Consider the following 23,167-nt stretch of genomic DNA (forward strand, 5'->3'; position numbering starts at 1 on the left):
GCTTTCGGTGCGTCGCGGGCAGTAGAGGCCGAGTTCGGTGTCGGTGGTCACGCCGAGCACCTGGCGGAGGGCGGTGCGGCGTTCGCGGCTTGGCCAGCGGTGTTCTCCACGTTCGAGTTTGCCGACCGCCAAGCGGGCCGGGTTGGCGTACCTGCAGCACATCGTCGCGGCTGACCGGCCACCCCGGCCCGGTCAGCGTACGCAGCTGGACATCCACACCGACGTGCTGATCCTGACCCGCCGCAGCGGCGCCGATGGCTGAGATGCTGCCCCATCTGGCCGCACACGCGATCAGCTCCTACACAACACCGGGGGACCTGGTGTTCGACCCGATGTGCGGGTCCGGCACCACGCTCGTCGAGGCCATGCATCTGGGCCGGCACGGCCTGGGCATCGACATCGAGCCTCGGTTCACCGCGCTGGCCGCCGCCAACATCGCCCTCGCCGGGTCGCAGGGCGCGACCGGATCCGCGCGAGTGTTCACCGGCGACGCGACCACGCTTCTCGGCGTGGTCCCGGCGTCCACGCTCGGCCGGGTGGGAATCGTGCTCACCTCACCGCCGTACGGGCGCGGCACCCACGGCCTCGTTCAGCTGACCAACAGCGGGGTCCGTAAACGCAGCCACCTGTACGGGGACCGGGAACGAGGCAACCTCGCCTACGGCGGATGGTCCCGTTTGATGGACGGGTTCGCCGCGATCCTGGCCGCCAGCTACCAGCTGCTGCGACCCGGCGGCACTGTGGTGATCACCTGCCGGCCGGTGCGTCATCACCGTGACAACCTGATCGACCTGCCCGGCGAACTGCTCGCCGTGGCCCGCTCGGTGGGATTGATACCGGTGCAGCGGTGCGCCGCGATGCTCGCCACTGTCCGTGACGGGCAGATCGTGCACCGTGCCTCGATGTTCGGGCTCATGGCCGTCCGCACGTCCCGGGCCCAAGGTCTCCCCGTCCACCTCATCGCCCACGAGGATGTGCTGGTCCTGCGGCGCGGCCCGCAGTCCTGACGGTCAGGAGCATCCGTGCGCAGGGCGGATCCGAGTGCCGATGGCTGTTCGTGCCATCGGCACTCGGGACCGAACCACCCTGAGGACCAGGAAACACGCGGAGGTCTCTGGTGACCGTGCGGCGACGTTCGATGGCGAGTCGGTCGTCGGTGGTCCGCTACGGACCACGCGTGTGGGTCATCGGACGGCGTGACCGGCGCGGGGTGTGATGACTCGCCGGAGCGGCAGGGCGATGAGCAGTGCGATCGCCACCAGCAGGGCGCTGACCCATACCGGGCCGAGGTCGCCGGCGTCGGCCCCGAGGGTGATGGCGGCAACGACGGGCCCGCCAGCAGCACCGATGTTGAGTGCCACGGTCGCATACGCCCCGCCCATGGTGGGTGCAGCTGCTGCCTCATAGAGCACCCGGGCGATCAGGGTGCTGCCCACCGCGAAGGACAGCGTGCCCTGCACGAACACGAGGAGCAGAAGCGCCACCGGCCGGGCAGCCAGGGCCGCCAACGCGACCCAGCCGAGGAGCAGCAACGGGCCACCGACGGCGAGCACGATGCCGGGCCGCTGATCGGAGAGCCGTCCGGCGAGGGTGACGCCGACGAAGGACCCGACCCCGAAGAGCACCAGCACCACCGAGACCCACAGTCCGCGCAGGCCAGCGGTGTCCGTCACGATCGGTGCCAGGAACGTGAACGTGGCGAAGGTGGCAGCGTTGACGAGGGCACCGAGCAGCATGACCAGGAGCAGCCTGGGTGTCGCGAGGTGGGTGATCTCGGTGCGAAGAGACGAGCCGCCCGGCATGCCGTGCGGGGTTGTTCCGGTACGGGCGGGAATGCCCTTCACGACGCCGAAGGCAGCGGGAATGCAGAGCAGTGCGATCGCCCAGAACGTGGCCCGCCAGCTGAGCAGCGTGCCGAGCAGCGCCCCGCCGGGAACTCCGGCGATGGTGGCCACCGTCGTGCCTGAGAGCAGCACTGCCAGCGCGCGTCCTTTCTGATCGGGGGCGACGAGCGTGGCGGCCGTGCTCAGTGCCACCGCGAGGAAGCCCGCGTTGGCCAGGGCGGCGAGCACGCGGGTGACCAGCAGAATGGTGAAGCTGGTGGTGAGGGCGCCCACGACGTGGGTCACGGCGAACATCAGCACGAAGCTCAGCAGGCTGGCCCGGGCGGGCCAGCGGCGCGCGAGTGCCGCCATCAGTGGCGCGCCGACGATCATTCCGGCGGCGAACGCCGAGGTCAGGAGCCCGGCGGTGCCGACCGACACGTTGAGGTTTGTTGCGATGTCCGGCACCAGGCCGGCGAGCATGAACTCCGAGGTGCCCATGGCGAAGACCGCCACGGCAAGCAGATAGAGCGGGAGAGGCATCGAAAGCTCCGAGGTGAGCGAGAAGGAGACGGACACGTCTCGTCACCGCGGCCAGCGCCCCAAGGCGTACGCGCACAGGTCCCGCGCAGCAACGGCTGCGGGAAAGCGGGTGATGAACTCAGCGGTTCAGGGGGCTGACGGCGTGACCGAAAGCCCCCACCGTGGATGCCTCAGGGCTCGACATGACACACAACATTACTCAAACCCCCCGATCATCATGCAACCAGGTTCCCGAGAGTGAGCGTCGATCCCTGTCCCGCACTATCTCGTGCCCGGCCGGGTCGCGTCCGCGTCGCTCGGCTCCGTCTCCCGCATCGGTGAGTTCCCCCCGCTTTCATGGAGCTTCTTGATCATGGTCTGGTGGCCGTGGGGAGGAAGTCGTCCGTGGCAGCACCGAAGAAGTACCCCGATGAGCTACGTCAGCGTGCTGTGCGCTTGTACCGCGAGTCGGATCCGAAGCCGGTGATCCGGCGTCTGGCTGAGCAGCTTGGTGTGGATCACGAGGCGTTGCGGAATTGGATCCGCCAGGCTGAGGCCGACGCTGGTGAGTGCACCGATCGGCCGAGCAGTGAGGTGGCTGAGGAGAATCGCCGGCTGCGTAGGGAAGTGGCTGAGTTGCGGCGGGCGAACGAGATTCTGAAGGCTGCGAGTGCGTATTTCGCGGCGGAGCTCGACCCGACCCGGCGACGGTCATGAGGTTCATCCATGAACACCGTGACCAGTTCGCGGTCGCGCTCCTGCTGCGGGTCCTCAACATCGGCGCCTCGACCTACTACGCGTGGGTGACGCAGGCCGAACAGCCTTGCGACCGGGACCTGGTCGACCTGGGCCTGATCTCCAACATCTACGAGATCTGGGAGACCTCGGGGCGCACCTACGGCGCGGATCTGGTCAACCGACAGTTCACCGCCGACGGGCCGAACCCGCTCTGGGTCGCCGACGCCACCCGTATCCCCTGCGGGAGTGCGCCCTGCACTGCGCCCCGTACGGATTCCGCGCTACCTGGCACCATCTGGTCGTCGCCGCCCGTATCCCACGCAGTCTCACCGACGATCTCGACGCGCTCGTGCGTGCCGTTGACGAACTGCAGCGGACGCGCGACGTGGTCGTGCCGCGTGCGCAGGAGTTCGCTGCCCTGCGGCGTCGAGAGAAGGCCACTGGCAGGCGACTCCCACGGACGCTGCCACCCTGGAACTCGTGGGGCTGGTCCCGGATCGCCTACTGTCCCGACCCTGAGCATCACCCGACGGGACCTCTCGCCACGGTCGTCCAAGCGGTCCTTGATCGCCGCGATGCCGGAATCAGCGTCGACAGGCACTGCCTGGTCTGCGGCATTGAAAGGCCCCGCCTGGGCCGCGCATGCCCGACCTGTGGCGTCCATCCGGACGGCCCCGCCGCACGCTGGCGTGCCTCCGCCACTGAGGAACGCTGGCAACGTGTCTGGCACCGTGAGCTGGACGACCGGCCGACACCGCTCGTCCCATGAGTTCGAGGTGCTCGGGTCTGCCGCACGGTGAGCGCGGAGGGCGGTCAGCCGAACCAGTTGAACAGGAGGTCGCCGAGCCGGCTCGGCTGGTGGTAGGCGATATCCCGGCGTTCAATTCCGGTGAGAACATGCAGGTGCCGCTCGTGGAGCGGCTGATTCAGCTCTGCTGTGGTGGCGACCCGCAGCCCTGCGCGCCGGTAGATGTCCCCCCTGGAACGACGTCAACGAATACCGAGTGAATCATGTGAAGGTCTCGCTGTTCGGTTGCAGCGACCAGGAAGACCCAAGCGGTTGACCAGGTTGCTCAACCGCTTGGCATCGTCCGGCATCGCGGCGGAACCCGCGATCCTCAGGAGCGCGCCACCTGCGTTGAAAGCCAGTCAGCTCCTCGTATCCGCAGCTGGCGACCTCGCGCACACATGTTGCACGGGTGGGAGTGCAGACTGAGCAGCATGAACGTTGTGGAGTTCGACGCGTTGGTCGAGCCGCTGCGTCAGAAGTCGGTGGCCTCGTTAGCCGAGCACGGCTTCGCGCTCATCGAAGGACGCACCGCCACCGTCGCCGAGGTCGCCGACCTGGAAAAGCAACTCGGTGTGACGTTGCCGGAGACGTACAAGCCTTCATGATGCGCTACGGCGGTGGCATGGTCGGCTGCGTCGAACTGTTCCCGATCGTCAGCGCCGGCTCCGGCGACGACGACGTCGAGTCGGTCAACGACCGGGAGTTCCCTGACCGGACATTCATCGCGATAGCGCCGGTGGGCACCGGCGACCACTGGGGATTCCCGGTCGATGATGGCCACTGCCGCGCGGAGGTCTGGTTCCACTTCCACGACGGCGGCGACCCGGAGTTTGAGGCGGCCGACGTCCTGGAATTCATCGCGTGTCGTGGACTCAGGTTGTAGCGGCCAGGCCATCCGCTCCTGCCGCGATCCAAGCTGTCTTGACGAGGAGTTGCCCCGGCTGGTCGACGTCGCTTTACGGCATCCCGCCGCCGTCGCTCGAGACGCCTGCGTTATAGCCTTGGTTGTCGTCTCCGCCGTATCCCTTGCCGCGGATATTGCCCCTGTGTCGGTGACGCTGGTCGCGTCCGCTCTGGCGGATGGCGCGGCGAGCCTCCCTCAGCGTTCGATCGGACCTATCCGCGTTCGCCCGTCGTCGGAGAAACAGCGCGAGGCCGGCAATGACAAGAAGGATGGCGACCAGCGACCCGACGATGAGCCACGCCCCTCTATTCATGGCACCGATCGTAGGTACGACAACAAGGCTGCCGTCGCCGACCTTGGAGAGCCGTCGACTGACGGCAGAAGTCCTCTTGCGCTGCTGCCCGGCGGTACAGACCGACAAGATCAGGTACACGCTCATGCCGCCGACCGGGCGGCCGGGGAGCAGACGCTCACGTTGGCGGTTGGTGACCACCGTGGTCTGTTGCTCCGGGGCGCCGTTCGACTGGGTGGTCCGGCGGCCCCGAGTTGCTGCGTACGCCTCGGCCGGTGGATTTCCAGCGCTGCGGCGAACGGCCTGTTCGGGGCGCTCAGTCACACCGTCGTGCTCGAGGATCCGCCCGCCGGCTCCGCTGCCGATCGACTTGCCGTAGTGGAAAGCCGGGCCTAGACTTTCCATCATGGAAAGTGACGGAAGCGTGCACCGGATCGGACCGCAGGAAGCACGTCGGGCACTGGCCGAGATCACCGATGGTCGTGCGGTGGTCGCCGGCCAGGCTGTCGCGCCGTGGTGGTACCACCCCGGCATGGGGGCGTCACTGCTGTGGGCGTTCGCGGCGGTCTCCGTCGGCTGGGCGTGGATCCCGTACGGTGTGATCATCGGCCTGCTGCTCGGTCCGCTGCTGCTGAACTTCGCGGCCAACCACGCCACCGGCGTCTCCCTGGACCGCTACCACGCGACCCCCGCCGCCCGCCGCATCAGCGTCCGCGCCGGGATGGCGCTGCCCGTGCTGATCGTGTTGGGGCTCGCCCTCGAATGGGGCGCCGACCTGCGCGGCAGCATGGCGGCCTGCGGCGTCGTCATGCTCGTCATCACGATCGTCGCCGGCCGCCGCATCGACGCGGCCCTCGTCCACGAACTGGGTCGACCGGCATGAACACCGGCTTCGACGAGGTGATCCACCCGCTCAACCGGCTACAGATCTGCGCCATGCTCAGCCGGGTCGAGTCGCTGTCGTTCGCCACCATCCGCGACACCCTCGCGGTCAGCGACTCGGTGCTCAGCAAGCAGCTGAAAGTGTTGCAGGAAGCCGGTTACGTGACCCTGCGCAAGGAGTCGTTCAATTCTCGAATCCACGCTTGGGTCGCGCTCACCCCGCTCGGTAGAACTGTCTTCACCGCGCACATGGCCGAGCTTTGCCGCGTCGCCGATGGCGTGATGACCGACGACCGCCCCCGTCCGTAGCGACCCGATCACTCACCACGGCGGCGGCCCACCGGACTGGGGGAACAATCGTGGCGCCCAGTCCACTCGCCGCACAGAGCGCACATCGCCTTCATGTCCGTGCCGCTGCACGGCCACGTGAAGGATCCCCTGGGGGTTCGAGGGCGTGCGGACCTACCTGACCCTCCCCGCCATCCTCGTCGCGTCATCCCTCCCGCCGTGGAGGAACGCCAGCCGCCAGACCGAGAAGCTTCACCAGTCCCTCGTCGCCGGACTCCAAGCAGCGAGATGCAACGTCCAAGCGTGTGCCGCCGGCGGGGTCGTAGGCTCGCCGGGTGACGGACGAGGAGACTACGGAACTTGTCATCGATCGCCTGCTTCTGGCGATGGCGGCGCAACTCGGCACGTCGGGGAGCCCGGCACTGGCGGCCGGTGCGGCCGAGGCGCTCGCCGACTTGAGCAGGTCCCAGGCCGAGGTCATCTTCGGCCAGGCGGGCCATCTGGTTCACTACGGCGCGGACACCGAACCACTGAAGGCTCTCATCCACGCGATCACGGCCATCCAACGCGATGAGGCTCCGGCAGATGCCACGATCAAGCCGGGTGACGAAGTGCGACTCGTGGGTGAGGTGCCAGAGAGTCTTGCCGACTACGACGAGATGTGGCTGCGCGAGACCACGTTCGTCGTCCGCTACCTCGGTAGGAATGCGATGGTCGACGTGCAGCCGGACCTGACCGAGGATTACGTGATCGCGACGGTGCCGGCCGCCGCCGTTGAACCCTCGCGAACGGAAAGCAGTCCGTAGCATCGCCGCTCCCGCTCAGGTACGACCGTTGTCCATGCGTCCGGTGGTGCCGGCGACAATCTTGATGCCGGAGAACGCGCACGGCGACGCGTGCCCACACGTCCGCTTCGCGATCTGCTCGTCACCTAGGGTGACGGTAGGTGTCGGTCGTCGGCATCCCGGTCATGCCCAGAATGCGCTGCGCAGGCCGCGCATCTTCATGGATAGGCAGAGGGGAATGCGACGACGACGTCTCCGTCCGGGCGCACGGACGGGCAGGAGCGCGCATCACCGTAGCCCAGCTTCGACGGCGCGCACGTTCGGCTCTGCCACCGGTGGGCTCTGCTGGCCCGGCGATACGGGCCAGCGCAGCCGGCAGGGCGTCGCCGAATCCTGCTGACGTGCCTGACCTCGCCATGGGTCGTGCTGCGACTCGGTCCGATGCACCCGCTTGCCCAGCGAGGCATGGTTCCGGCCGCGGTCGTGGCATCGTGCTCAACTGGGCTGGGTGGCGGCGTCGGAATGGGGTACAGCGTGGGCCTGGGTCGCATGCGGTGGCCTGACTCTGCTCGCAGGGCCGTGGTGGTCAGTCGCGGTCGCCTCGACGTCCTCCGCTGCGAAGTCGACGTATAGCTGTTGGAGCACGGTCTTACGGGGGCCAGCGTTGCGGCTGGTAGTCGTTGACTCGTTGAAAGCCGATGAACAGCCCGTTGTCCCGGGTAAGCCCGGCGAACTCGTCGTCAGACTTGGGATGTGGTGGAATCCGGTGGCGCGCTGGTAGAACGCGGCCCTTTGAGGGGTAGACCCAAGATCGGGTGTAGGCATCTGGCACCGATCGCGCTTGCCGGCGAGGTGTTCCCAGAGACGAAGGCGACTTGCCCGTACGATCTCGGCCGTGCATACCACCCCGCTGCCTTCGATCGATGTGGAAGCGGTCTTCCCGCAGTTGCATGGGTTCGCGCGGACGACTATCCGGCTGCATCCACGCAAGGGCTCACCGTCGGTCGAGCAGAGCTCCGTGGGCGGGCCGCTGCTCTGGCCGGCGAACGAGCCCTGGCCAACCTGTGACGGTGGAGGTCTGGACGATCATCCCGCCGAGGCTGGGGTACCACTCGTGCCGGTCCTGCAACTACTTGCCGACGATGTGCCCGAGCTGCCATTCCCCGAGGACTCGGACGTGCTGCAGGTGCTGTGGTGCCCGTTCGACCATGACCCCTGGACTGCTCCGCTGCCACGCTTGCGCTGGCGGCGACGATCTGCGATCGGACCCCGGCTGACGGCCGTGCCCCCGCCCCACGAGGACACCGAAGCCTGGTACGTGCCCGACGCGTGCGTCGTCGATCCCGAGCGGGTCGTCGAGTACCCGTCGTACGACCTACCGCGTGAGGTGTGGTCGCAGATTCAGGAAACGGCGCGTCGGGTCGAGGCTGACCACGGCTGGCAGTACGACACCGACCTGGCGGTCGCTTCCGGGATCAAGGTCGGCGGCTACCCCGGCTGGACACAGCCGCCTGACTGGCCGGTCTGCACCTGCGGGGTTCGGATGGAGCACCTGCTCACCATCGCTACCTGGGAGTTCAGCCGGGGCGGCGAGCGGCGTTGGGTCCCGCTGGAGGACCGGCCCGCAATGGCCGGCTGGAGCTTTGATGGCCCGGATGACCATCCGTGGCGGTCACTTCAGAACCCGACAGGATTGGTGCTCGGCGACGCTGGCGGCGTCTACATCTTCGTCTGCACGTCATGTCCGGAGCGTCCCCACGACCATCGATTCGACTGCTCCTGACTCGACAGGAGTCACCGACAGCGTCCGAAACTAGCCGCGAGTCGCGCGCTACGCGACGTACGATGCTCGGTCGGATCGGCGTCCGGTCGTGCCGAGTTGACGGCGTCCCGTGCCACAGTAAGAACCCCCTGTTCTGCCACCTGATCGGAGTCGACGTTGAGAGAAGAGCCCGAGCCGGCTCTGCTATATCCGGAGGTGGCAGCGTACGGCAGCCTTGCCGCGGCGCTGCACGTCGTAGCAGCCGACCAAGGTATGTCCCTCACGATGGTCGTCACCCCGTCCGATCCCCTTCGTCATGCAACGATCAGCAGCGTTCTCCCGCACCGGGAAACACTGTTCGTGTCAGCCTGGCATTTTGAACCCAGATGGCGGATCCAGGGTTCGGCCAACAACGGGATCCTGATCAGCGGAACCACTCCTGACCTGCGCCAGCTTCCTGCAGTGGTGCTCGGCTGGGCGGAAGGAGCTGCTCTGGATGACATCGCCCAGGCCGCGCCGTTCGACATCCTGACCGGACGTTTCGAGGTCCCGGACGGCAACCCCGCCGACGTCATCGCCTCAGAATGGCAGTGGTTGCTCAAGGACGCCAAGGAATCAGGCTGGCCTGAGTATGAAGCACTAATCAAAGCGGCCCACGCTGAGCCGAAGCTGCGCAAGCTCTATCCCTACACCAGCCACTGGGCGCTGAGTTTCTCCGCAACCCCATACCCCTTCACCCCGAGCTTCGCCACTCTACTGGCTTCCCAGGGAGGCGCATACACCGTCAAGGAATGGTGGAACGGTCCGCCACTGGCACAGGTTGCCACCCCAGCCGAAGCGATCTCCATGGCCACTGACCGACTCCCGGAACATCTCGCATCAGCAAGCCGAACCGAGCGAAACAACGACTGAGCCTCAGCGGGCAGCCCGGCGTCGCGTCGAAGAAGCCGGACCCGACCAGCCGTTTGCGTTGGACTACAGACCTTACATAGTCACCCCATCGGTGATCTACCTGAGCACAGCGGCGGACTGGGTCGAGGTTGCGCCCAACATTGAGAGCTGATCGAACGCCTCGGGATCTGACTGTGCCGAGGGAAGCCGCACGCTTCTGCCGTGAGGTGCGCGTTCGACCATGCTCGCCCGTGTCCGCTAATCGTCGAAGTCGAAGTCGAAGGTGCCCGCCTCGATGCGGTCGATGAGCTCGTCGACATCATCGGCTTGCCGGATGGCGCTGTCCCATCCGCTGCTCGTGATGTCGACCAGGAGCACCGGTGCGGGGTCGCTGCGCAGGTCGAGTACGAGCTGTTCGCGGGATCCGTCGCCGCCGATGATCGCGATGCCGGGGTGCAAGTCGGTGCTCTCGTGCCATGCGTGATGCAGCTCAAGCATCTCGCGTGGGGTGTTGAGCCAAACGTACGCCTCGCCTGTCATCCAGCCTCGCCGAAACCACGACGCACCTTGCAGGTACGTTCGCCACGCGGCCGGTAGGGCTCGGCCCAGCGCATGGTGGGCGTCGGTGAACTCCTGGTCGCCTACAGGGCCGCGATAGTCGGCTTCCTCGCTGATCGCGCCGACGAGGTGGGCGTTGAAGTCCGCAAGCTCCTCTGCGGGGATCCAGTACTCCAGCACGTCGCGGCCACCGACCTGATGAACCTCGTAACGGTCCATGTACTCACGCTGGACCTCGAATCGAGTCACGTAGCCGACGCCACCGGCAGGGACGTTCCACTCGCGGGCAATCTTCGTGGCGTACCAGCGGTTGAGTACCGGGTAGAAGATCGGCTGGTCCGGCAGGCGTGGAGGCCACTCCCGCCACCCTGACGCCTCCACAAGGTCGAGTTCGGCCTGCCCGGTGGGCCGCCAGAGGGTGATCGTGTCGGCCTTGTCGATGGTCTGCTCCTCGCAATCATGGTTGCCCCGTGGTCGGGGCGAGCCACGTACGCACCATTCTGATGGTCCGCCTCCGGACGTTGCCGAGGCCGGCTCGGTCAGGCCGGTCACACCTGGGACCCAGGTACACGGATCTACCGCGAACGGCGCTGCCGGAAGCATGATGCGTCCGGGAGCGGTGGCGCTCATCGGCTCATGGCTGGTTCTCAGGACGGCAGGATGAGGCGGGGGTCGTGGAGACTCTCGGGCGTATCGCTCATCTCTTGCGGCGTACGAGGTCTGCCACTGTGGTCGGTAGTTCGTCCTGCGGCATGTCCTCGCAGCCGGGACGGGCGAAGTCGAACAAGAGCACGATGCGGTCGCTGGAGCCGTAGTTCCACGCCTCGTGGATGACGGTGTCGTCGAAGACGAAGGTCTGGCCTTCGCTCCACTGCCGGGTCTCGTCGCCCACCCGTAGTGCGCAGTCTTCCGGCACGACCAGTCCGAGATGGGCCCGGTACACGGTCGTCACCCACCCCTCATGGGGTGTGATGTGGGTGCCGGGAGCCATCCGGGAGAATCCCGCGGTCGTCAGGTGAGGGATCGTCGTCAACGCGGAGGCAGTGTCCGGGCATGCGGCGAGCGCCTCCTCGATCCGTTCGCCGAAGGCGACCAGTCCGTACACGCTCCAGCCCTGGCCGTACATCTCGCGTTGCACCCACGGCTGGTAGCTGTCCTGCGGCAGAGCAAGGCATTCGTCCCGGATCGCCTCCCACCGTGCCCGAAGATCGGCCAGGAAGGGGAATTGCCGCTGATCCAAGAACATGAGGCATCATCCTGCAGCAATGACAGAGGATCTGTGGTGCGGGCACGGTCCCGCCGTCCCCGGAGCTGAGCGCCCGGTGGCGAGCCGCCGGGCTGGTGGCGGCCAGCGACCGGGACGCCACCTGGCAGGGGAGTGGCCGCCGTGACGAGTTGCGCCCTCGGGAGCCAAGGCCGCGTAGGGCGAGGTTGGCCAACTGCGCCACTGTGGAGGTGTCTGTCGGTGGGGCGGTCCGCGGTACGAGAGCCGACTCAGGCTGTCCCGGCAGCGTCCGTACGCGCGTCAAGGTGAGCTTGACGCGGTAGGGCGGTGCGGTCTGCTCACCGGCGCGGATCGACGTTAGCGAGCTCGGCGTCCAGCAGATGGGCTGCTTCCTCGACCGTGGCCACGAATTCCTCGGGCGGGATGCTGGCGACGAAGACCTTGCCCAGGTCCTCTGGAAAGGGATGGTCATCGCGCCAGAACTCGAAGACGATCACCAGGTCGTCGTCCAGGTAGCCGTACATGGAGACGTTGTCGACCGTCTCTCCCCACCGCATGAACCAGAACTGCTCCCGGAACTCCGTCTCGTCTGCGTGGAGCAGCCGGAAGATCTCCTCCGGTGCGCGGCCCGGAAAGGGACAGGGCTTGATGTCACGTCGGCGCACCTGCGCCGCGCTTGACCGCATAACGCGGATGAGGAACGGGAGGAAGGCCCAGTTGTCCCCGATGGTCAGCCTCTTGCCAGCCGCCCACAAGTCGACGATGCGGAGTTGGTGCGGTTCGACCTCGCCGATCTCCACGGCGAAGGTGGCCCGGTCACCGAAGCGTCGCATCATCAGCCCGACGGCGCAGTCATATGAAAGGCCATGCCTGGCTGGGTAGGTTGCCATCCCTCGGCCAGTGCTGCTCGGACGATCGCCGCGACCGTCGACGGGAGAGCGGGCACCGCCGGCCCGCCAAACCAGTTGCTCGGATGGTTCTGAGGCATGCTGACCAACAACACCCTGCCCTTGCAGTCGACCTGTTCGACAGCGACAGCGAGTGGCTTCTCACACAGCGCTTGGGCATAGGTTGGTCTGGCGCGTACTCGCCACCTGTAGGTGATCCCGTCAACCGTGATGAGCCGAGAGCCCTTCTTGACCAACGCCATGACGACCCTCCTCGACGTCAGATGCCCGTGCCCGTGGCGCGCCCGATGCAATGGTCAGTATGGGGCGGCCGAGAAACCCGGGCAGGAACAAGTCTGCCCGACCGACGAAGCCCACCACCGCCGAGCCAGGTGACAGCCGCCGTCGAGTCGGGCGCGACGTTCGACTACGGCTACGACCCGACGGGAGGCCAGAACTCGTCGTCCTCCTCGTCAGGCGACGAAGGGGCGTACTGGCGTAGAGCGCCCTCGGGGTTCTTATGTCCGCCCCACTGATTGTCCACACCGGTGATGAAGCGCAGGCGGCCGCAGCCGCCCGGCCCCATGCCTGGTTCACGACAACGACACCGGCTGTCGAGCCAGTCGCTGAACGCCTCCGCGTTGAGGCGGTCCTCCAGGCCCACCGACAGCATCACGTTGGCAACCCAGCTCACCGCATCCTCCGATCCACGCCCGGACCGTACCGCCAGGATCATCCGCTGACACCGGCACAGACAAGGCGATGACGTGCTGGGGCATCATGGCCGTCGGTCCGCTGGGTGGCCGGTGGGACGGTCTGGCTAGCATTCCCTCGTGATCGAGGAGCTGATCCAACAGGTTGCCGCCGAGGACGGCGACGCGATCGAGGAACTGTGCCAGATCGCGGACACCGATCCGGGCAGGCTGACACCACACCTGGGCTCCCTGCTCGATCTGGACGTGCTGTGGCCGGCGAAGTTGTACCGGGCTGCAGACGCCGACGTGGTTCACCGGATCATCGAGCGGATCGATGGTGGCCGGACACCCGAGCGGCTCAACCACCTGCTGGTCATCCTGGCGCACACCGCTCACCCGCTCGCCGAGGACGCCTTGCGCCGCTGGTCGACCGAGCCACCGAGCGGCGCGGACCAGCTGTATGTCCCGGTGCTGACCTACGCGCATGAGGGCGGTTGGACGGTCACGCCGGACGGCCGCCGCCGGGAGTTGTGCGGCAGCACCGCGTACCAGTGGGTCATGCGCGACACGCCGCGCCGCGCGGACGGCCCCACCTGCCCGTGGTGCTCGTCGCCGCTGTGGGTTGCCGCGGACCTCGACACCACGGAACCTGCCGTCGCTGCGGCGTTGGCACACACCGGCTGGTCCGGTCGGCTGGTGATCGAGACCTGTCACTTCTGTGCCTGCTACACGACGCTGTACAGCCAGGTCACGCCGACCGGGTGCACCACCTGGTGGACCGGCAACACCCGCCCCGACTACATCGGCTCCGCCGAGCCGGAGGATCCGCCGGCGCTGGCACCTGTCCCGGGCGCGGCCCGGCCGAGCCCCTACCAGGCAGGTGCTTGGAGTCGCGGGGGCTCGACCCTGGGTGGCTGGCCCGACTGGATTCAGGACGCCGAGCACGCCGACTGCCCCGACTGCGGTCAGCCCATGGACTATGTGGGCCTGGTCGGCGGCGCGGACCTCGACGACTACGGCGAGGGCGCCTACTACCTGCACCTGCACCAGCCGTGCGGGTTCGCCGCAGTCAACTACCAGCAGAGCTGACCGCCGTACCCGCTCCGCCCGCAGGCCGCTGGCACCACCCATGCCGCGCGCCGCGGATGGAGGAAGAATTGGCTGTCTTCCAACGCATTGCCTGCGGCACACGACTTCAAATGTTGCGTTACTGACTCCCGTCATTGGGCGAATGAGATGGGGGTGGCAATACAGTTACCCCTGTCGACACCGGCGGTTCTCCTCTCAGTCATGAAGCTCCATCCCTCCGGCTGGCCCCACGCCACCTGCTGTTCTACATACCAGGATTGGGGGCATGCGCGTCGCCGTGGATCTCGACGCCCATATGCTGTTACCGAGACCAGGGCCTACGACGGGTGGACGACTGCCGCGCGGGCCCGTCCGATGTCTTTGGCGCGAGGTCGCGTAGGAAGCATGCCTGGAGGGCCATTTGTCGACGCATGAGAAGTTCGAGGCCGTTCTGACCGGTGTGATCCGACGCAACCCCGGCGAGGAGGAGTTCCACCAGGCGGTGCGCGAGGTGCTGGACAGCATCCGTCCCGCGCTCGTGCGGCACCCGGAGTACGTCGAGGCGAAGATCATCGAGCGGATCTGCGAACCGGAGCGGCAGGTGATCTTCCGCGTACCGTGGGAGGACGACCGTGGCGAGGTGCACGTCAACCGCGGTTTCCGGGTGGAGTACAACAGCGCCCTGGGCCCGTACAAGGGCGGCCTGCGGTTCCATCCGTCGGTGTATCTGGGCATCGTGAAGTTCCTCGGTTTCGAGCAGATCTTCAAAAACTCCCTGACCGGTATGCCGATCGGTGGTGGCAAGGGCGGCGCGGACTTCGATCCCAAGGGTCGCTCGGATCGCGAGGTGATGCGCTTCTGCCAGAGCTTCATGACCGAGTTGTACCGGCACATCGGCGAGTACACCGACGTGCCGGCCGGTGACATCGGCGTCGGCGCACGCGAGATCGGTTACCTGTTCGGCCAGTACAAGCGCATCACCAACCGGTACGAGTCCGGGGTGCTGACCGGCAAGGGCCTTGCGTACGGCGGCGCCCAGGTGCGTCGGGAGGCCACCGGGTACGGCTGCGTGTTCTTCGCCGAGGAGATGCTGCGTGCCGCCGGGGACGGGCTCGACGGCAAGCGGGTGGTGGTCTCCGGATCCGGCAACGTGGCGATCTACGCCATCGAGAAGGTCCAGCAGTTCGGCGGCGTGGTGGTGGCGTGCGCGGACTCCTCCGGGTACGTGGTGGACGAGAAGGGCATCGACGTCGAGGTGCTCAAGCAGGTCAAGGAGGTGCAGCGCGGCCCGATCAGGGACTACGCCATGGCCCGACGACACGCGACCTTCGTACCCGGGCGCAGAGTGTGGGAGGTGCCCTGTGAGGTCGCCCTACCCTGCGCCACACAGAACGAGGTCAGTGGCGCGGACGCCGCAACCCTTGTCGCGAACGGCTGCATCACGGTGGTGGAAGGCGCGAACATGCCGACGACGCCCGACGGCATCCGGGTCTTCACCGAAGCCGGTGTACGTTTCGCCCCGGGTAAGGCCGCCAACGCCGGTGGTGTGGCCACCAGCGCCTTGGAGATGCAGCAGAACGCGAGCCGCGACTCATGGACGTTCACCTACTCCGAGCAGCGGCTCCAGCAGATCATGCAGGACATCCACGCCCGCTGCTTCGAGACCGCCGAGGAGTACGGGATGCCCGGCAACTACATGGCCGGGGCGAACATCAACGGCTTCCTCCGGGTCGCCGAAGCCATGCTCGTTCAGGGACTCATCTGACTGTCCTGCCGGTGGACGGCGTGGGGCGCGTGACGAGCAGGCTCAGCACACTGTTGACGGCCAACGATGTCTGCGCCACCCGTCCCATGTCGTGAACCCGGCCGGTGGGTTGTCGACGGGTTCACTGCCGTCGAGTTCCCCTGGCGTGGGGATGTCGAAGCGCTCAGCCCACTCGGCGAGGTCCCGATCGGACATGGGCCACGTGGTGTGTGGCGCTGCGGCTTGACGTCGGTCGCGTCGTCTCCGCTGTTCCGTGAGAGTGAGTTCGAAGTAGCGCATCTGCACTGCCACACCGAGGTCTGCTGCTGCCTGGCGTAGCGCCGAACGTTCGTTGCGGTCCCAGAGGCCGAAGTCGATCACGACGTTGGTGCCGAGTTCGAGGGCGCGTAGCCCGATCTGGATGAGCCGCCCCTCGATCACGTCCCCGGCCGATGGTGGATTCTCGGGCCCGTAGAGGGCCTTCACCCATTCGTCCTTCGTCAGGCGCAACGCTTCCTGCTCGATCTCGATGCGCCGGGCGGCTGTGGTCTTTCCCGTACAGGGAAGCCCCACGGTCAGGAACAGTGTCGCTTGCCCCATCATCACCCTGCGAACGTACGCCTCATCACCACCTTCGGTGGGGTGGGGAGAAATCAGCACCGGCGCTCGAATCACCGCCCTGACGTCGCGTGCTCGGAGACGATGTCGTCGATGACGCGGTGGGCCTCTGCGACCGCGGCCGGGTCGTCGTGCAGCGCGCCAGCGTACGTGATCAGGGTCTTCCACAGGGCCCAGGCCCGCCCGCGGGCCCAGGTCGCCGCATCGACATCGAGCCCGGCGCGGAAGGCGTCGCGGCTCGGACCGGACAGCAGCGTCCAGGCGATCGCCACATCGCACGCCGGGTCGCCCACCCCGCAGGTGCCGAAGTCGATGACGGCGGCGAGCACCCCGTCTCGGATCAGGAGGTTTCCCGGGGCCATGTCGCCGTGGAACCACACCGGGCGGCCGTCCCAGGTCGCCGTCAGTGCCGACTGCCAGATCTCGGTGATGATGTCGCGGGGTATCCGGTGGTCCAGTGTCTCGACCGCCCGGCGGACCTGCGGGTCGTAGACGTGCAGGGGCCCGCCACGAAACCAGTTGTGCAGTCCGGGCTGCGGCCCCGTGGCCGGATCGACGCGACGCAGAGCGACGAGGAACGCGGCCAGCTCTTTCGCGAACCCGGTCAGGTCGCCGATCCTGTCGAGGCTGGCGGGTTTCCCGTCGATCCACTCGTAGACCGACCAGTCGAAGCGGTACCCGTGGGCGGGGACGCCGCGCGTTACCGGCCTGGGCACCGGCAGCGGCAGTTGCGGCGCGAGCACCGGCAGCCATCGGTGTTCCTTGTCGACCGCCAGGGCGTACTCCCGCGCGGTGGGCAGTCGTACCGACAAACGCTCACCCAACCGGAACGTCTGGTTGTCCCAACCGCGCGGCACAGGCCGAACCGGCAGATCGGCCCACTGCGGGAACTGGCTCGCCACCAGCCGGCACACCAGCGCTGCGGCCCTTGAGGACCAACGCTCGGAGAAGTCCCGTTAGGCAAGATCAATTAGCCACGCCCGAGTTGGGGGTCTAGCGGAGGCGGGCGCCCACTTGCCGGCGGGCGGCACCTTGATGGCCCTATCGCAGAAAGCTATTGATTTTCTGCGATAAGGTGTCCGAGCGGAAGCGGCGACCTCAAGCCGACCGCGACCGGCACGGTGCTGACTCGCCGTGCTTTTCTGCGATAGATGCGGGAGGGCGGTCCGGATGGGTACGGTGCGCCGGCTGCGCTCGGTGGCGGGGCCGTCCGTGGTCGAGGCGATCGACGGCTTCCTGGCTACCCTCGATCACCCAGAAACCGCTGGCACCCGTCGGGTCTACGCCTCCACCCTGCGGCAGGTGCGGGAGCACCTGGGCGCGGCTACCCCGCTGGCGGTGCTCGACACCCCGGCCGCCGCGGCGGGATTGGTTGCCTGGTTCACCGTCCGGTGGGGTGAGCGGGCGCCGGCCACGTTCAACCGCAACCTGGACACCCTGCGCTCGGCGATCGGCTACTGGCGGGAGCAGGACTGGCTGGCCGGCGATCCGAGCCGGGCGTTGCGACGGCGTGGCCGGGCACCGGACCGGACCCGGTCGCTGGGCCGGGCGGAGATCACCGCGCTGCTGGGCCGGGAGGAGCTGCCGCTGCGGGAGCGGACGCTGTGGCGGCTGCTGTACGAGAGCGCCGCCCGCGCCGGCGAGGTCCTCGCGCTTGACGTGGAGGACCTCGACCTGCGCAACCGGTGCGCGAAGGTGCGCCGCAAGGGCAACGCCGTCGACGTGATCGTGTGGCAGACAGGCACCGCCCGGCTGCTACCCCGCCTGCTCAAAGGGCGGTCCGGCGGGCCGGTGTTCCTCACCGACCGCCGCGCCCGGGTGCCCTTGGCCCCGGGCGACGTCTACGAGCCGACCGGGCAGGCCCGGCTGTCCTACCGCCGCGCCGCCGAGACGTTCACCGCCGCGACCGGCGGCGCGACGCTGCACCAGCTGCGGCACTCCGCGTTGACCCACGCCGCGGAGGACGGGGCGAACACCTCGACCCTGCTGTCGTTCTCCGGGCACACCTCGGTGGCATCTCTGGCCCGCTACGCCCGGGTGTCACCGGAGGCGCTGCGCCGCTGGCAGCAACGCCGCGACCCGGCCACCCGTTGCCGGTAGGCGTCAGCGCGGCCGGGCCGGAGGCCGGCCGCGTAGCGATTCCCACGCCACCTGCTCGTCGGGCTTGGCCATCAGCGCCTCGATCCGTCGTCGGCCTCAGGGCTTTGCGAGCCAGCGAAGCACGTCGTCGGTGAGGATCACGTCGTATGGAAGACCGCGCAGGTCTTCGGCAGAGGCCTTCAGGCCGCGAGCCCGAGCCAGGTCGGCCAGCTCCGCCCACGGGTGTGTCTCGGGGTTTTCGTCGTCGTCAGGAAGAACGGCGTTCAACGTCGCGTGGATGATGCTGTCCCGGGCCACGTGGTCCGGGACAGCATCGTCGCGTGTGCTACCGGACGTCCGGCCGATCGTGAAGCCACGAGCATTATGCAAGATCACGCGGCGGCCGTCATCGAGCGCGGCGTATTCACTGACCGAGAAGCTCTGGGCGTCCGGGTCGTCAAGGCGTTCCGGTCGGATGTCGCAGATCGCACCCAGCCCTACGACTCGTCCTGGGTTGACCGGGCGAAGATCGGCGTGATCGTCAGCGGCGTCCGGGTACGCATGCCAACCGCTCTCCACGTCGCTCACTTCCTCGGAGGTCCCGCGTTGCCGCGTCGAAGCTCATCGCGGTAGACCGTTCAACCCGATCAGATGCTGCGACGCACTCCGACGCTGGTGCGGCTGGAGCACGTCCTATTGAAACAAGCTTTGCCGTCCACGGGGTCCGAATTGGCGCAGAGGCGGTCAGGGACTGCACGCGAGGTTCTGAATGGTCCCCGTAGTGGTGCCGGACGGGTCGATAATCCCGGGTAGGTCCACGTCCACGACACCGCGCCAGCCGACCGTCGAGGAGTTCGAGCACGCCTTTCTCCCAGTGGCGCGTTGGCCGGAGCCACCCCCGGGGTAGTACCTGCCGCTGCCCGACCCGACCGTCACCCAGTAGCACGAGAAGGAGTCACAGAAGTAGCCCTGCAAATTCACCGACACGTCTGATTTATCGGGGCAACTGCCGGAGACCTTGATCCACCAGCCGTGAACAGAGGTTTCCCCACCGGACAGGTGAGGGTCATCAACGGCCTGCCGGTACGTGCAGCCGCCGGCACTGATATTGGACGACTCCGTCTGCGGGCTGACCCCACCCGGGTAGGGCGCGAAGTGACCCGCCCGCGAGGGCGATGACGGCTGCGACGCTACCGATAGTGCTGGCGATGCCACCGCGGCGGTGGGCATCGCGCCGAGGAACACCGCAGCAGCGCAGCACGCCGCGACGGATGCGCGGCGCAGAGTTCGGAGTCTGTGGGCTCTGGTCACAACAACCACCTCCACGAATGTCGATGTAACTCGTGGTACACCTCATGGGTGCAGCCTGTCAGCAGGCGGGAGGGGTCTGCGCGTTGCCGAGGGCCTGGCTCGGTCGCCGGCATTCGCTGCGGACGCGGCCCGGACCTAGCGTGACTTCTGTTCTGATGCTCCCCAGCGGCTTTACCGCTGGTCGGGGTTGCGCAGCGGGCGCCGCCCGCCGGCGAGGTCGGGTAGCACGAACGAGTAGTGGCCGTGGACGTTGAGGTGCGCGTGCTGGTAGACCGACAGGCGGGCGGCGTCGGCGTCGCGCACCGGGTAGCCCTGGGTTCGCAGGGTGTCCATGGCGTGATCGAGGTAGAGGGTGTTCCACAGGGTCACGCAGTTGAGGACCAGGCCGAGGGCGCCGAGTTGGTCTTCCATGCCGTCGTGGTATGCCCGGTACACCTCGCCCTTGCGTCCGTGGAACACCTTGCGGCCCAGGCCGTGGCGCTGCTCCTGCAGGTTGCGCATCCGCTTCATCTCCCGCCGGTACGCCGGGTCCTCGACCAGGGTCAACACGTGCAGGGTCTTGAAGATCCTGCCGTAGTGGGCGATCGCCTCACCGAGGGCGTTGAGCCGGCCGTCGCGTTGCAGCACCCGGATCGCGTCGTGAGCGGAGATCTCCCGGGTGTGGATCGAGGCGATCACCCGCAGGATGTCCGGCCAGTGCCGGGCGATCTTGCCCAGGTCGCTGCGGCCCCGAGCGGTGCGGTCCAGGTAGCCGTAGTCGGCGCTGGCGTCGATGCGCCACAGCTTGGTGTCGGGCAGGTCGGCCAGCACCGGCCGGTAGTCGAAGCCGAGCAGGGTGACGATGCCGAAGATCAGGTCCGAGTACGAGCCGGCGTCGGTGATCAGGACCTCGGGTCGGGGCCCGCCGTGCGGGTCGTAGACCAGGTCGACGAAGTGCAGGGTGTCGCGGGGGGTGCCCGACAGCACCCGCCCGGTCAGGCCGATGGCCTGATCCGAGATCATGTTGAGCCAGGTCACGCCGCGTTTGCGGGCAAAGTACTTCGGGTTCGGCCGGGCATCGACGCTGCGCACCGGGACCACGAAGCGCATCCCGTCGACCGCGGCGACCAGCCCGCCGCCGAACAGCTGCGCCAGGCCGAGCTCGGCCTGGGCGTCGACGAACACTGCGTTGGCGCCGCGGTAGCAGTTCGGGCGCAGGTAGTACTGGTCGACGTGGGCGAGCCGGTCGCGGGTCAACGCGTCCGCGCCGGCGATGACGGGGCCGAGACCGACGTTGAGCGCGTGCGCGGTCAGCAGCGCCGCGACCGAGACGTGCAGGTCGCCCAGCCGCGACGTGCTGCCGGAGATCGAGGTGAACGCCGCCGGGAACGCCGGGTACAGCGCCATCAGTTCCAGGATCATCTCGGGCAGGTCGACCTCGGGCAGCATCGCCGAGGTCCGCGCCCGCAGGTCGACCAGGCTTTGCGGCTCGTCCAGGGCGTCGTCCTTCGCCAGGTGCAACCGGCCGTCGGCGTCGACGGTGACTGGTCCGTCCGGCACGATCCCACCGGCGGCGGCCCGCCACGCGGCGTCGACGGTGGCGGTCAGCTCGTCGAACAGCTCGTCGGGGCGGTCGGGCAGTTGCAGCGCCGACAGCGCCGGCCCTCGCACCTGCTGCCACCGCTGCCCGGCGAGAAGCTTGGCCCGCGGGTCGGCCCACCGGTCGGAGACGACCGCGTAGATGTCGCGGTGCTTGAGCGCCGTGTGGAACAGCTCCAACACGCAGAACACGTACGCGTTGCGGTCCACCGTGCCGGCTGGCCGGTCGGAGGGGAACACCAGCTGCTGCCACCAGCCCTTGGGCACGATGTCGACGTTGACCTTCCGTGCGTCCAGATATCCCTTGGGCACCCGCTCGCTCGGGCGCGCCTCCAGCAGGTGCGCCAGGTCGCGCATCGCGGCCAGCACCGACGCGGCGTCCACCGTCGCCCCGAACTCGATCACCTCGCACAGCAGCCGCACGAAGGGGCGCACCGTGGCGAAGCGTTCCACCACCTGCGCCCGCCACTGCCCGTGCACATCCGCCGCCGGCGGTGGAATCATCTCCTGCACCCCCGCCACCGCGGCGGCCAGCCGGGCCCGCGACCCGACCGCGGTGTCGATCGCCTCCCACACCAGGTCCAGGGGCACCGCCTCCCCCCAACCGTCGGCCTCGAACAGCACCTGCACCGCGCTCGCCAGCACCGCGACGTGCCGGGACTGCCCCGGCAGGCGGCGCAGCTTCTGCCGGTCCGCGTTCTTGCCCGCCCGGCCGATCAGCTCGTTGGTCATGAACACGTCGAACAGCTCGAGGGCGTCGTCGGTGGCCTGGACCTCCAGCCACCGCACCGTGGCCAGCAGCGTCGCCAACTTGCGCTCGTACGGGTGCCCGGCCAGCTTCGGCGCCTTCGCCGCCATTCCGTACCGGGCCAAGCCGATCACCCGCCGGGCCGGCACCGCCGGCACCTCGACCGCGCGCATCCCCAACCCGGCGATCTGCGTCACCCGGTGCAGCGCCGCGCTCATCCCCTTGCCCGTCGTGCTGCGCTCGGCGTGGCGCCACAGGTCAAGCTGCGAACGGCGCCGACCCTCCGGCACCCGCAGAATCGCCTCGAGCTCCACCGCCTGCTGCGCGCTGACCGCCTGCGCCAACACCGCGTACAGCCGCTGCTGGGCCGCGTTACGCACGCTGGCCACCGCCTCCGCCAACGTGCTCACCCCCGGCAGCAGCACCCGCCGCTGCCGCAGCCACGCCACCGCGGCGTAGAACAACGCCTTCGGCCCCTCACCGGTGGTCCACGCCTGATCATCCAACCACCGCAAGAACTCGCCCTCGGCCGCCGCGAAGTCTCGGTACCCGTACACCGCAGCGATCTCCGCCTGGTGCTCATACCGGGTGTTCCGCCGCTCCAGATACCGCTTCACCGACGACGGATCGTCGATGCGCAGCTGCACCGCCAGGTAGTCCACCACCGACGCCGGCACGTCCAACGGATCCGGTAGAAACCGGCCCACATGACGAACCGTCACCAACTGCAGCCCAAACCCCAACCGTGAGTGCGTCCCACGATGCCCCTCGACCAGCTCACGATCCGCGTCGTCGAGGAAGAAGAACCGCTCCAGCGTGCCCCGGTCCGGCGGCGTCTCGGCGTACCGGCCGAACCCGTCCCACTCCGCCTGCGACAAAAAGCTCACCGTCGATGACACGACCGATCACCGTACGCGACACCGCCCCACCCCACCAGAGCCGATCTTGCCTAACGGGACTTTTCCGAGCGTTGGTCCTC

The 23,167-nt window shown here is 67.9% G+C and carries 23 protein-coding genes and 1 pseudogene; 13 read left to right on the plus strand and 11 right to left on the minus strand.

The genetic code is table 11. The features are described from left to right. Nucleotides 1–118: 118 nt before the first annotated feature. The gene (locus JMF97_RS29410) at nucleotides 119–262 is read left to right on the plus strand and encodes a hypothetical protein (RefSeq protein ID WP_203224535.1); all 144 of its coding nucleotides are present in this window, start codon (nucleotides 119–121) and stop codon (nucleotides 260–262) included. Continuing rightward, on the plus strand, nucleotides 255–1,007 hold the full coding sequence (locus JMF97_RS29415) for a TRM11 family SAM-dependent methyltransferase (protein WP_238360399.1): 753 nt from the start codon (nucleotides 255–257) through the stop codon (nucleotides 1,005–1,007). Before JMF97_RS29410 ends, JMF97_RS29415 begins: the two co-directional genes overlap by 8 nt. A 177-nt stretch (nucleotides 1,008–1,184) precedes the next feature. Here JMF97_RS29415 and JMF97_RS29420 read toward each other — a convergent pair whose 3' ends face one another. After that, nucleotides 1,185–2,366: a Cmx/CmrA family chloramphenicol efflux MFS transporter gene (locus JMF97_RS29420; RefSeq protein ID WP_203224506.1), complete on the minus strand. Its 1,182-nt coding sequence runs from the start codon at nucleotides 2,364–2,366 to the stop codon at nucleotides 1,185–1,187. 384 nt (nucleotides 2,367–2,750) lie between these two features. Here JMF97_RS29420 and JMF97_RS29425 point away from each other — a divergent pair, with 384 nt between their 5' ends. From JMF97_RS29425 to JMF97_RS29435, 3 genes are all read left to right on the plus strand, one after another. Further along, nucleotides 2,751–3,062 carry a transposase gene (locus JMF97_RS29425; protein WP_203224507.1) on the plus strand — a complete coding sequence of 104 codons (312 nt, stop codon included), beginning with the start codon at nucleotides 2,751–2,753 and terminating at the stop codon, nucleotides 3,060–3,062. Between the two features lie 1,242 nt (nucleotides 3,063–4,304). Further along, nucleotides 4,305–4,478, plus strand: coding sequence for an SMI1/KNR4 family protein (locus JMF97_RS29430; RefSeq protein ID WP_203224508.1), 174 nt, complete (start codon nucleotides 4,305–4,307; stop codon nucleotides 4,476–4,478). Further along, nucleotides 4,475–4,756 carry an SMI1/KNR4 family protein gene (locus JMF97_RS29435; protein ID WP_203224509.1) on the plus strand — a complete coding sequence of 94 codons (282 nt, stop codon included), beginning with the start codon at nucleotides 4,475–4,477 and terminating at the stop codon, nucleotides 4,754–4,756. Before JMF97_RS29430 ends, JMF97_RS29435 begins: the two co-directional genes overlap by 4 nt. Before the next feature lie 73 nt (nucleotides 4,757–4,829). On the opposite strand, the gene JMF97_RS29440 is transcribed toward JMF97_RS29435, so the two are convergent. After that, nucleotides 4,830–5,477, minus strand: a complete 648-nt coding sequence (locus JMF97_RS29440) for a DUF4381 domain-containing protein (RefSeq protein ID WP_203224510.1) — start codon at nucleotides 5,475–5,477, stop codon at nucleotides 4,830–4,832. On the opposite strand from JMF97_RS29440, the gene JMF97_RS29445 reads away from it, so the two are divergent. From JMF97_RS29445 to JMF97_RS29465, 5 genes are all read left to right on the plus strand, one after another. Next, on the plus strand, nucleotides 5,476–5,952 hold the full coding sequence (locus JMF97_RS29445; protein ID WP_203224511.1) for a hypothetical protein: 477 nt from the start codon (nucleotides 5,476–5,478) through the stop codon (nucleotides 5,950–5,952). The genes JMF97_RS29440 and JMF97_RS29445 overlap by 2 nt on opposite strands. Continuing rightward, nucleotides 5,949–6,260, plus strand: a complete 312-nt coding sequence (locus tag JMF97_RS29450) for a transcriptional regulator (RefSeq protein ID WP_203224512.1) — start codon at nucleotides 5,949–5,951, stop codon at nucleotides 6,258–6,260. Before JMF97_RS29445 ends, JMF97_RS29450 begins: the two co-directional genes overlap by 4 nt. Nucleotides 6,261–6,574: 314 nt before the next feature. Then, nucleotides 6,575–7,045 carry a hypothetical protein gene (locus JMF97_RS29455; RefSeq protein ID WP_203224513.1) on the plus strand — a complete coding sequence of 157 codons (471 nt, stop codon included), beginning with the start codon at nucleotides 6,575–6,577 and terminating at the stop codon, nucleotides 7,043–7,045. Between the two features lie 874 nt (nucleotides 7,046–7,919). Then, nucleotides 7,920–8,807, plus strand: a complete 888-nt coding sequence (locus tag JMF97_RS29460) for a YwqG family protein (RefSeq protein ID WP_199180060.1) — start codon at nucleotides 7,920–7,922, stop codon at nucleotides 8,805–8,807. A gap of 195 nt (nucleotides 8,808–9,002) precedes the next feature. After that, nucleotides 9,003–9,698: a DUF6193 family natural product biosynthesis protein gene (locus JMF97_RS29465; protein ID WP_146017414.1), complete on the plus strand. Its 696-nt coding sequence runs from the start codon at nucleotides 9,003–9,005 to the stop codon at nucleotides 9,696–9,698. Nucleotides 9,699–10,328: 630 nt separating this feature from the next. On the opposite strand, the pseudogene JMF97_RS29470 reads toward JMF97_RS29465, so the two are convergent. From JMF97_RS29470 to JMF97_RS29490, 5 genes and pseudogenes are all read right to left on the minus strand, one after another. Then, nucleotides 10,329–10,676, minus strand: a pseudogene (locus JMF97_RS29470) (ADP-ribosylation/crystallin J1); the annotation flags it as partial. A gap of 256 nt (nucleotides 10,677–10,932) precedes the next feature. Then, a complete protein-coding gene (locus JMF97_RS29475; RefSeq protein WP_203224514.1) occupies nucleotides 10,933–11,481 on the minus strand; it encodes an aspartyl/asparaginyl beta-hydroxylase domain-containing protein in 549 nt (182 codons plus the stop codon). 317 nt (nucleotides 11,482–11,798) lie between these two features. Next, nucleotides 11,799–12,296, minus strand: coding sequence for a hypothetical protein (locus JMF97_RS29480; RefSeq protein ID WP_203224515.1), 498 nt, complete (start codon nucleotides 12,294–12,296; stop codon nucleotides 11,799–11,801). Further along, nucleotides 12,296–12,610, minus strand: a complete 315-nt coding sequence (locus tag JMF97_RS29485) for a hypothetical protein (RefSeq protein ID WP_203224516.1) — start codon at nucleotides 12,608–12,610, stop codon at nucleotides 12,296–12,298. The genes JMF97_RS29480 and JMF97_RS29485 overlap by 1 nt, the downstream gene beginning before the upstream one ends. Before the next feature lie 170 nt (nucleotides 12,611–12,780). Further along, nucleotides 12,781–13,083, minus strand: a complete 303-nt coding sequence (locus JMF97_RS29490) for a hypothetical protein (RefSeq protein WP_203224517.1) — start codon at nucleotides 13,081–13,083, stop codon at nucleotides 12,781–12,783. 97 nt (nucleotides 13,084–13,180) lie between these two features. Here JMF97_RS29490 and JMF97_RS29495 point away from each other — a divergent pair, with 97 nt between their 5' ends. Together JMF97_RS29495 and gdhA are read left to right on the plus strand one after the other, a co-directional pair. After that, entirely contained in the window at nucleotides 13,181–14,131 is a 951-nt protein-coding gene (locus JMF97_RS29495; protein ID WP_203224518.1) for a hypothetical protein, read from the plus strand. A gap of 400 nt (nucleotides 14,132–14,531) precedes the next feature. Then, nucleotides 14,532–15,875, plus strand: coding sequence for an NADP-specific glutamate dehydrogenase (gene gdhA / locus JMF97_RS29500; protein WP_102656250.1), 1,344 nt, complete (start codon nucleotides 14,532–14,534; stop codon nucleotides 15,873–15,875). Nucleotides 15,876–15,917: 42 nt separating this feature from the next. Here gdhA and JMF97_RS29505 read toward each other — a convergent pair whose 3' ends face one another. Together JMF97_RS29505 and JMF97_RS29510 are read right to left on the minus strand one after the other, a co-directional pair. Beyond that, nucleotides 15,918–16,514 carry an ATP-binding protein gene (locus JMF97_RS29505; protein ID WP_233196575.1) on the minus strand — a complete coding sequence of 199 codons (597 nt, stop codon included), beginning with the start codon at nucleotides 16,512–16,514 and terminating at the stop codon, nucleotides 15,918–15,920. Between the two features lie 11 nt (nucleotides 16,515–16,525). Further along, nucleotides 16,526–17,374 (minus strand): aminoglycoside phosphotransferase family protein, encoded by an 849-nt coding sequence (locus JMF97_RS29510; RefSeq protein WP_239089178.1) that lies wholly within the window; start codon nucleotides 17,372–17,374, stop codon nucleotides 16,526–16,528. A 268-nt stretch (nucleotides 17,375–17,642) separates the two neighbouring features. Here JMF97_RS29510 and JMF97_RS29515 point away from each other — a divergent pair, with 268 nt between their 5' ends. After that, nucleotides 17,643–18,572, plus strand: a complete 930-nt coding sequence (locus tag JMF97_RS29515) for a tyrosine-type recombinase/integrase (RefSeq protein ID WP_102656252.1) — start codon at nucleotides 17,643–17,645, stop codon at nucleotides 18,570–18,572. Between the two features lie 96 nt (nucleotides 18,573–18,668). Here the strand turns inward: JMF97_RS29515 and JMF97_RS29520 are convergent, their stop codons facing one another. Together JMF97_RS29520 and JMF97_RS29525 are read right to left on the minus strand one after the other, a co-directional pair. Further along, on the minus strand, nucleotides 18,669–19,139 hold the full coding sequence (locus JMF97_RS29520; RefSeq protein WP_102656253.1) for a hypothetical protein: 471 nt from the start codon (nucleotides 19,137–19,139) through the stop codon (nucleotides 18,669–18,671). Nucleotides 19,140–20,033: 894 nt separating this feature from the next. Continuing rightward, entirely contained in the window at nucleotides 20,034–23,087 is a 3,054-nt protein-coding gene (locus tag JMF97_RS29525) for a Tn3 family transposase (RefSeq protein ID WP_239089177.1), read from the minus strand. Nucleotides 23,088–23,167 lie beyond the last annotated feature (80 nt).

The organism is Micromonospora fiedleri (assembly GCF_016774385.1).
Taxonomy (GTDB): Bacteria; Actinomycetota; Actinomycetes; order Mycobacteriales; family Micromonosporaceae; genus Micromonospora; species Micromonospora gifhornensis.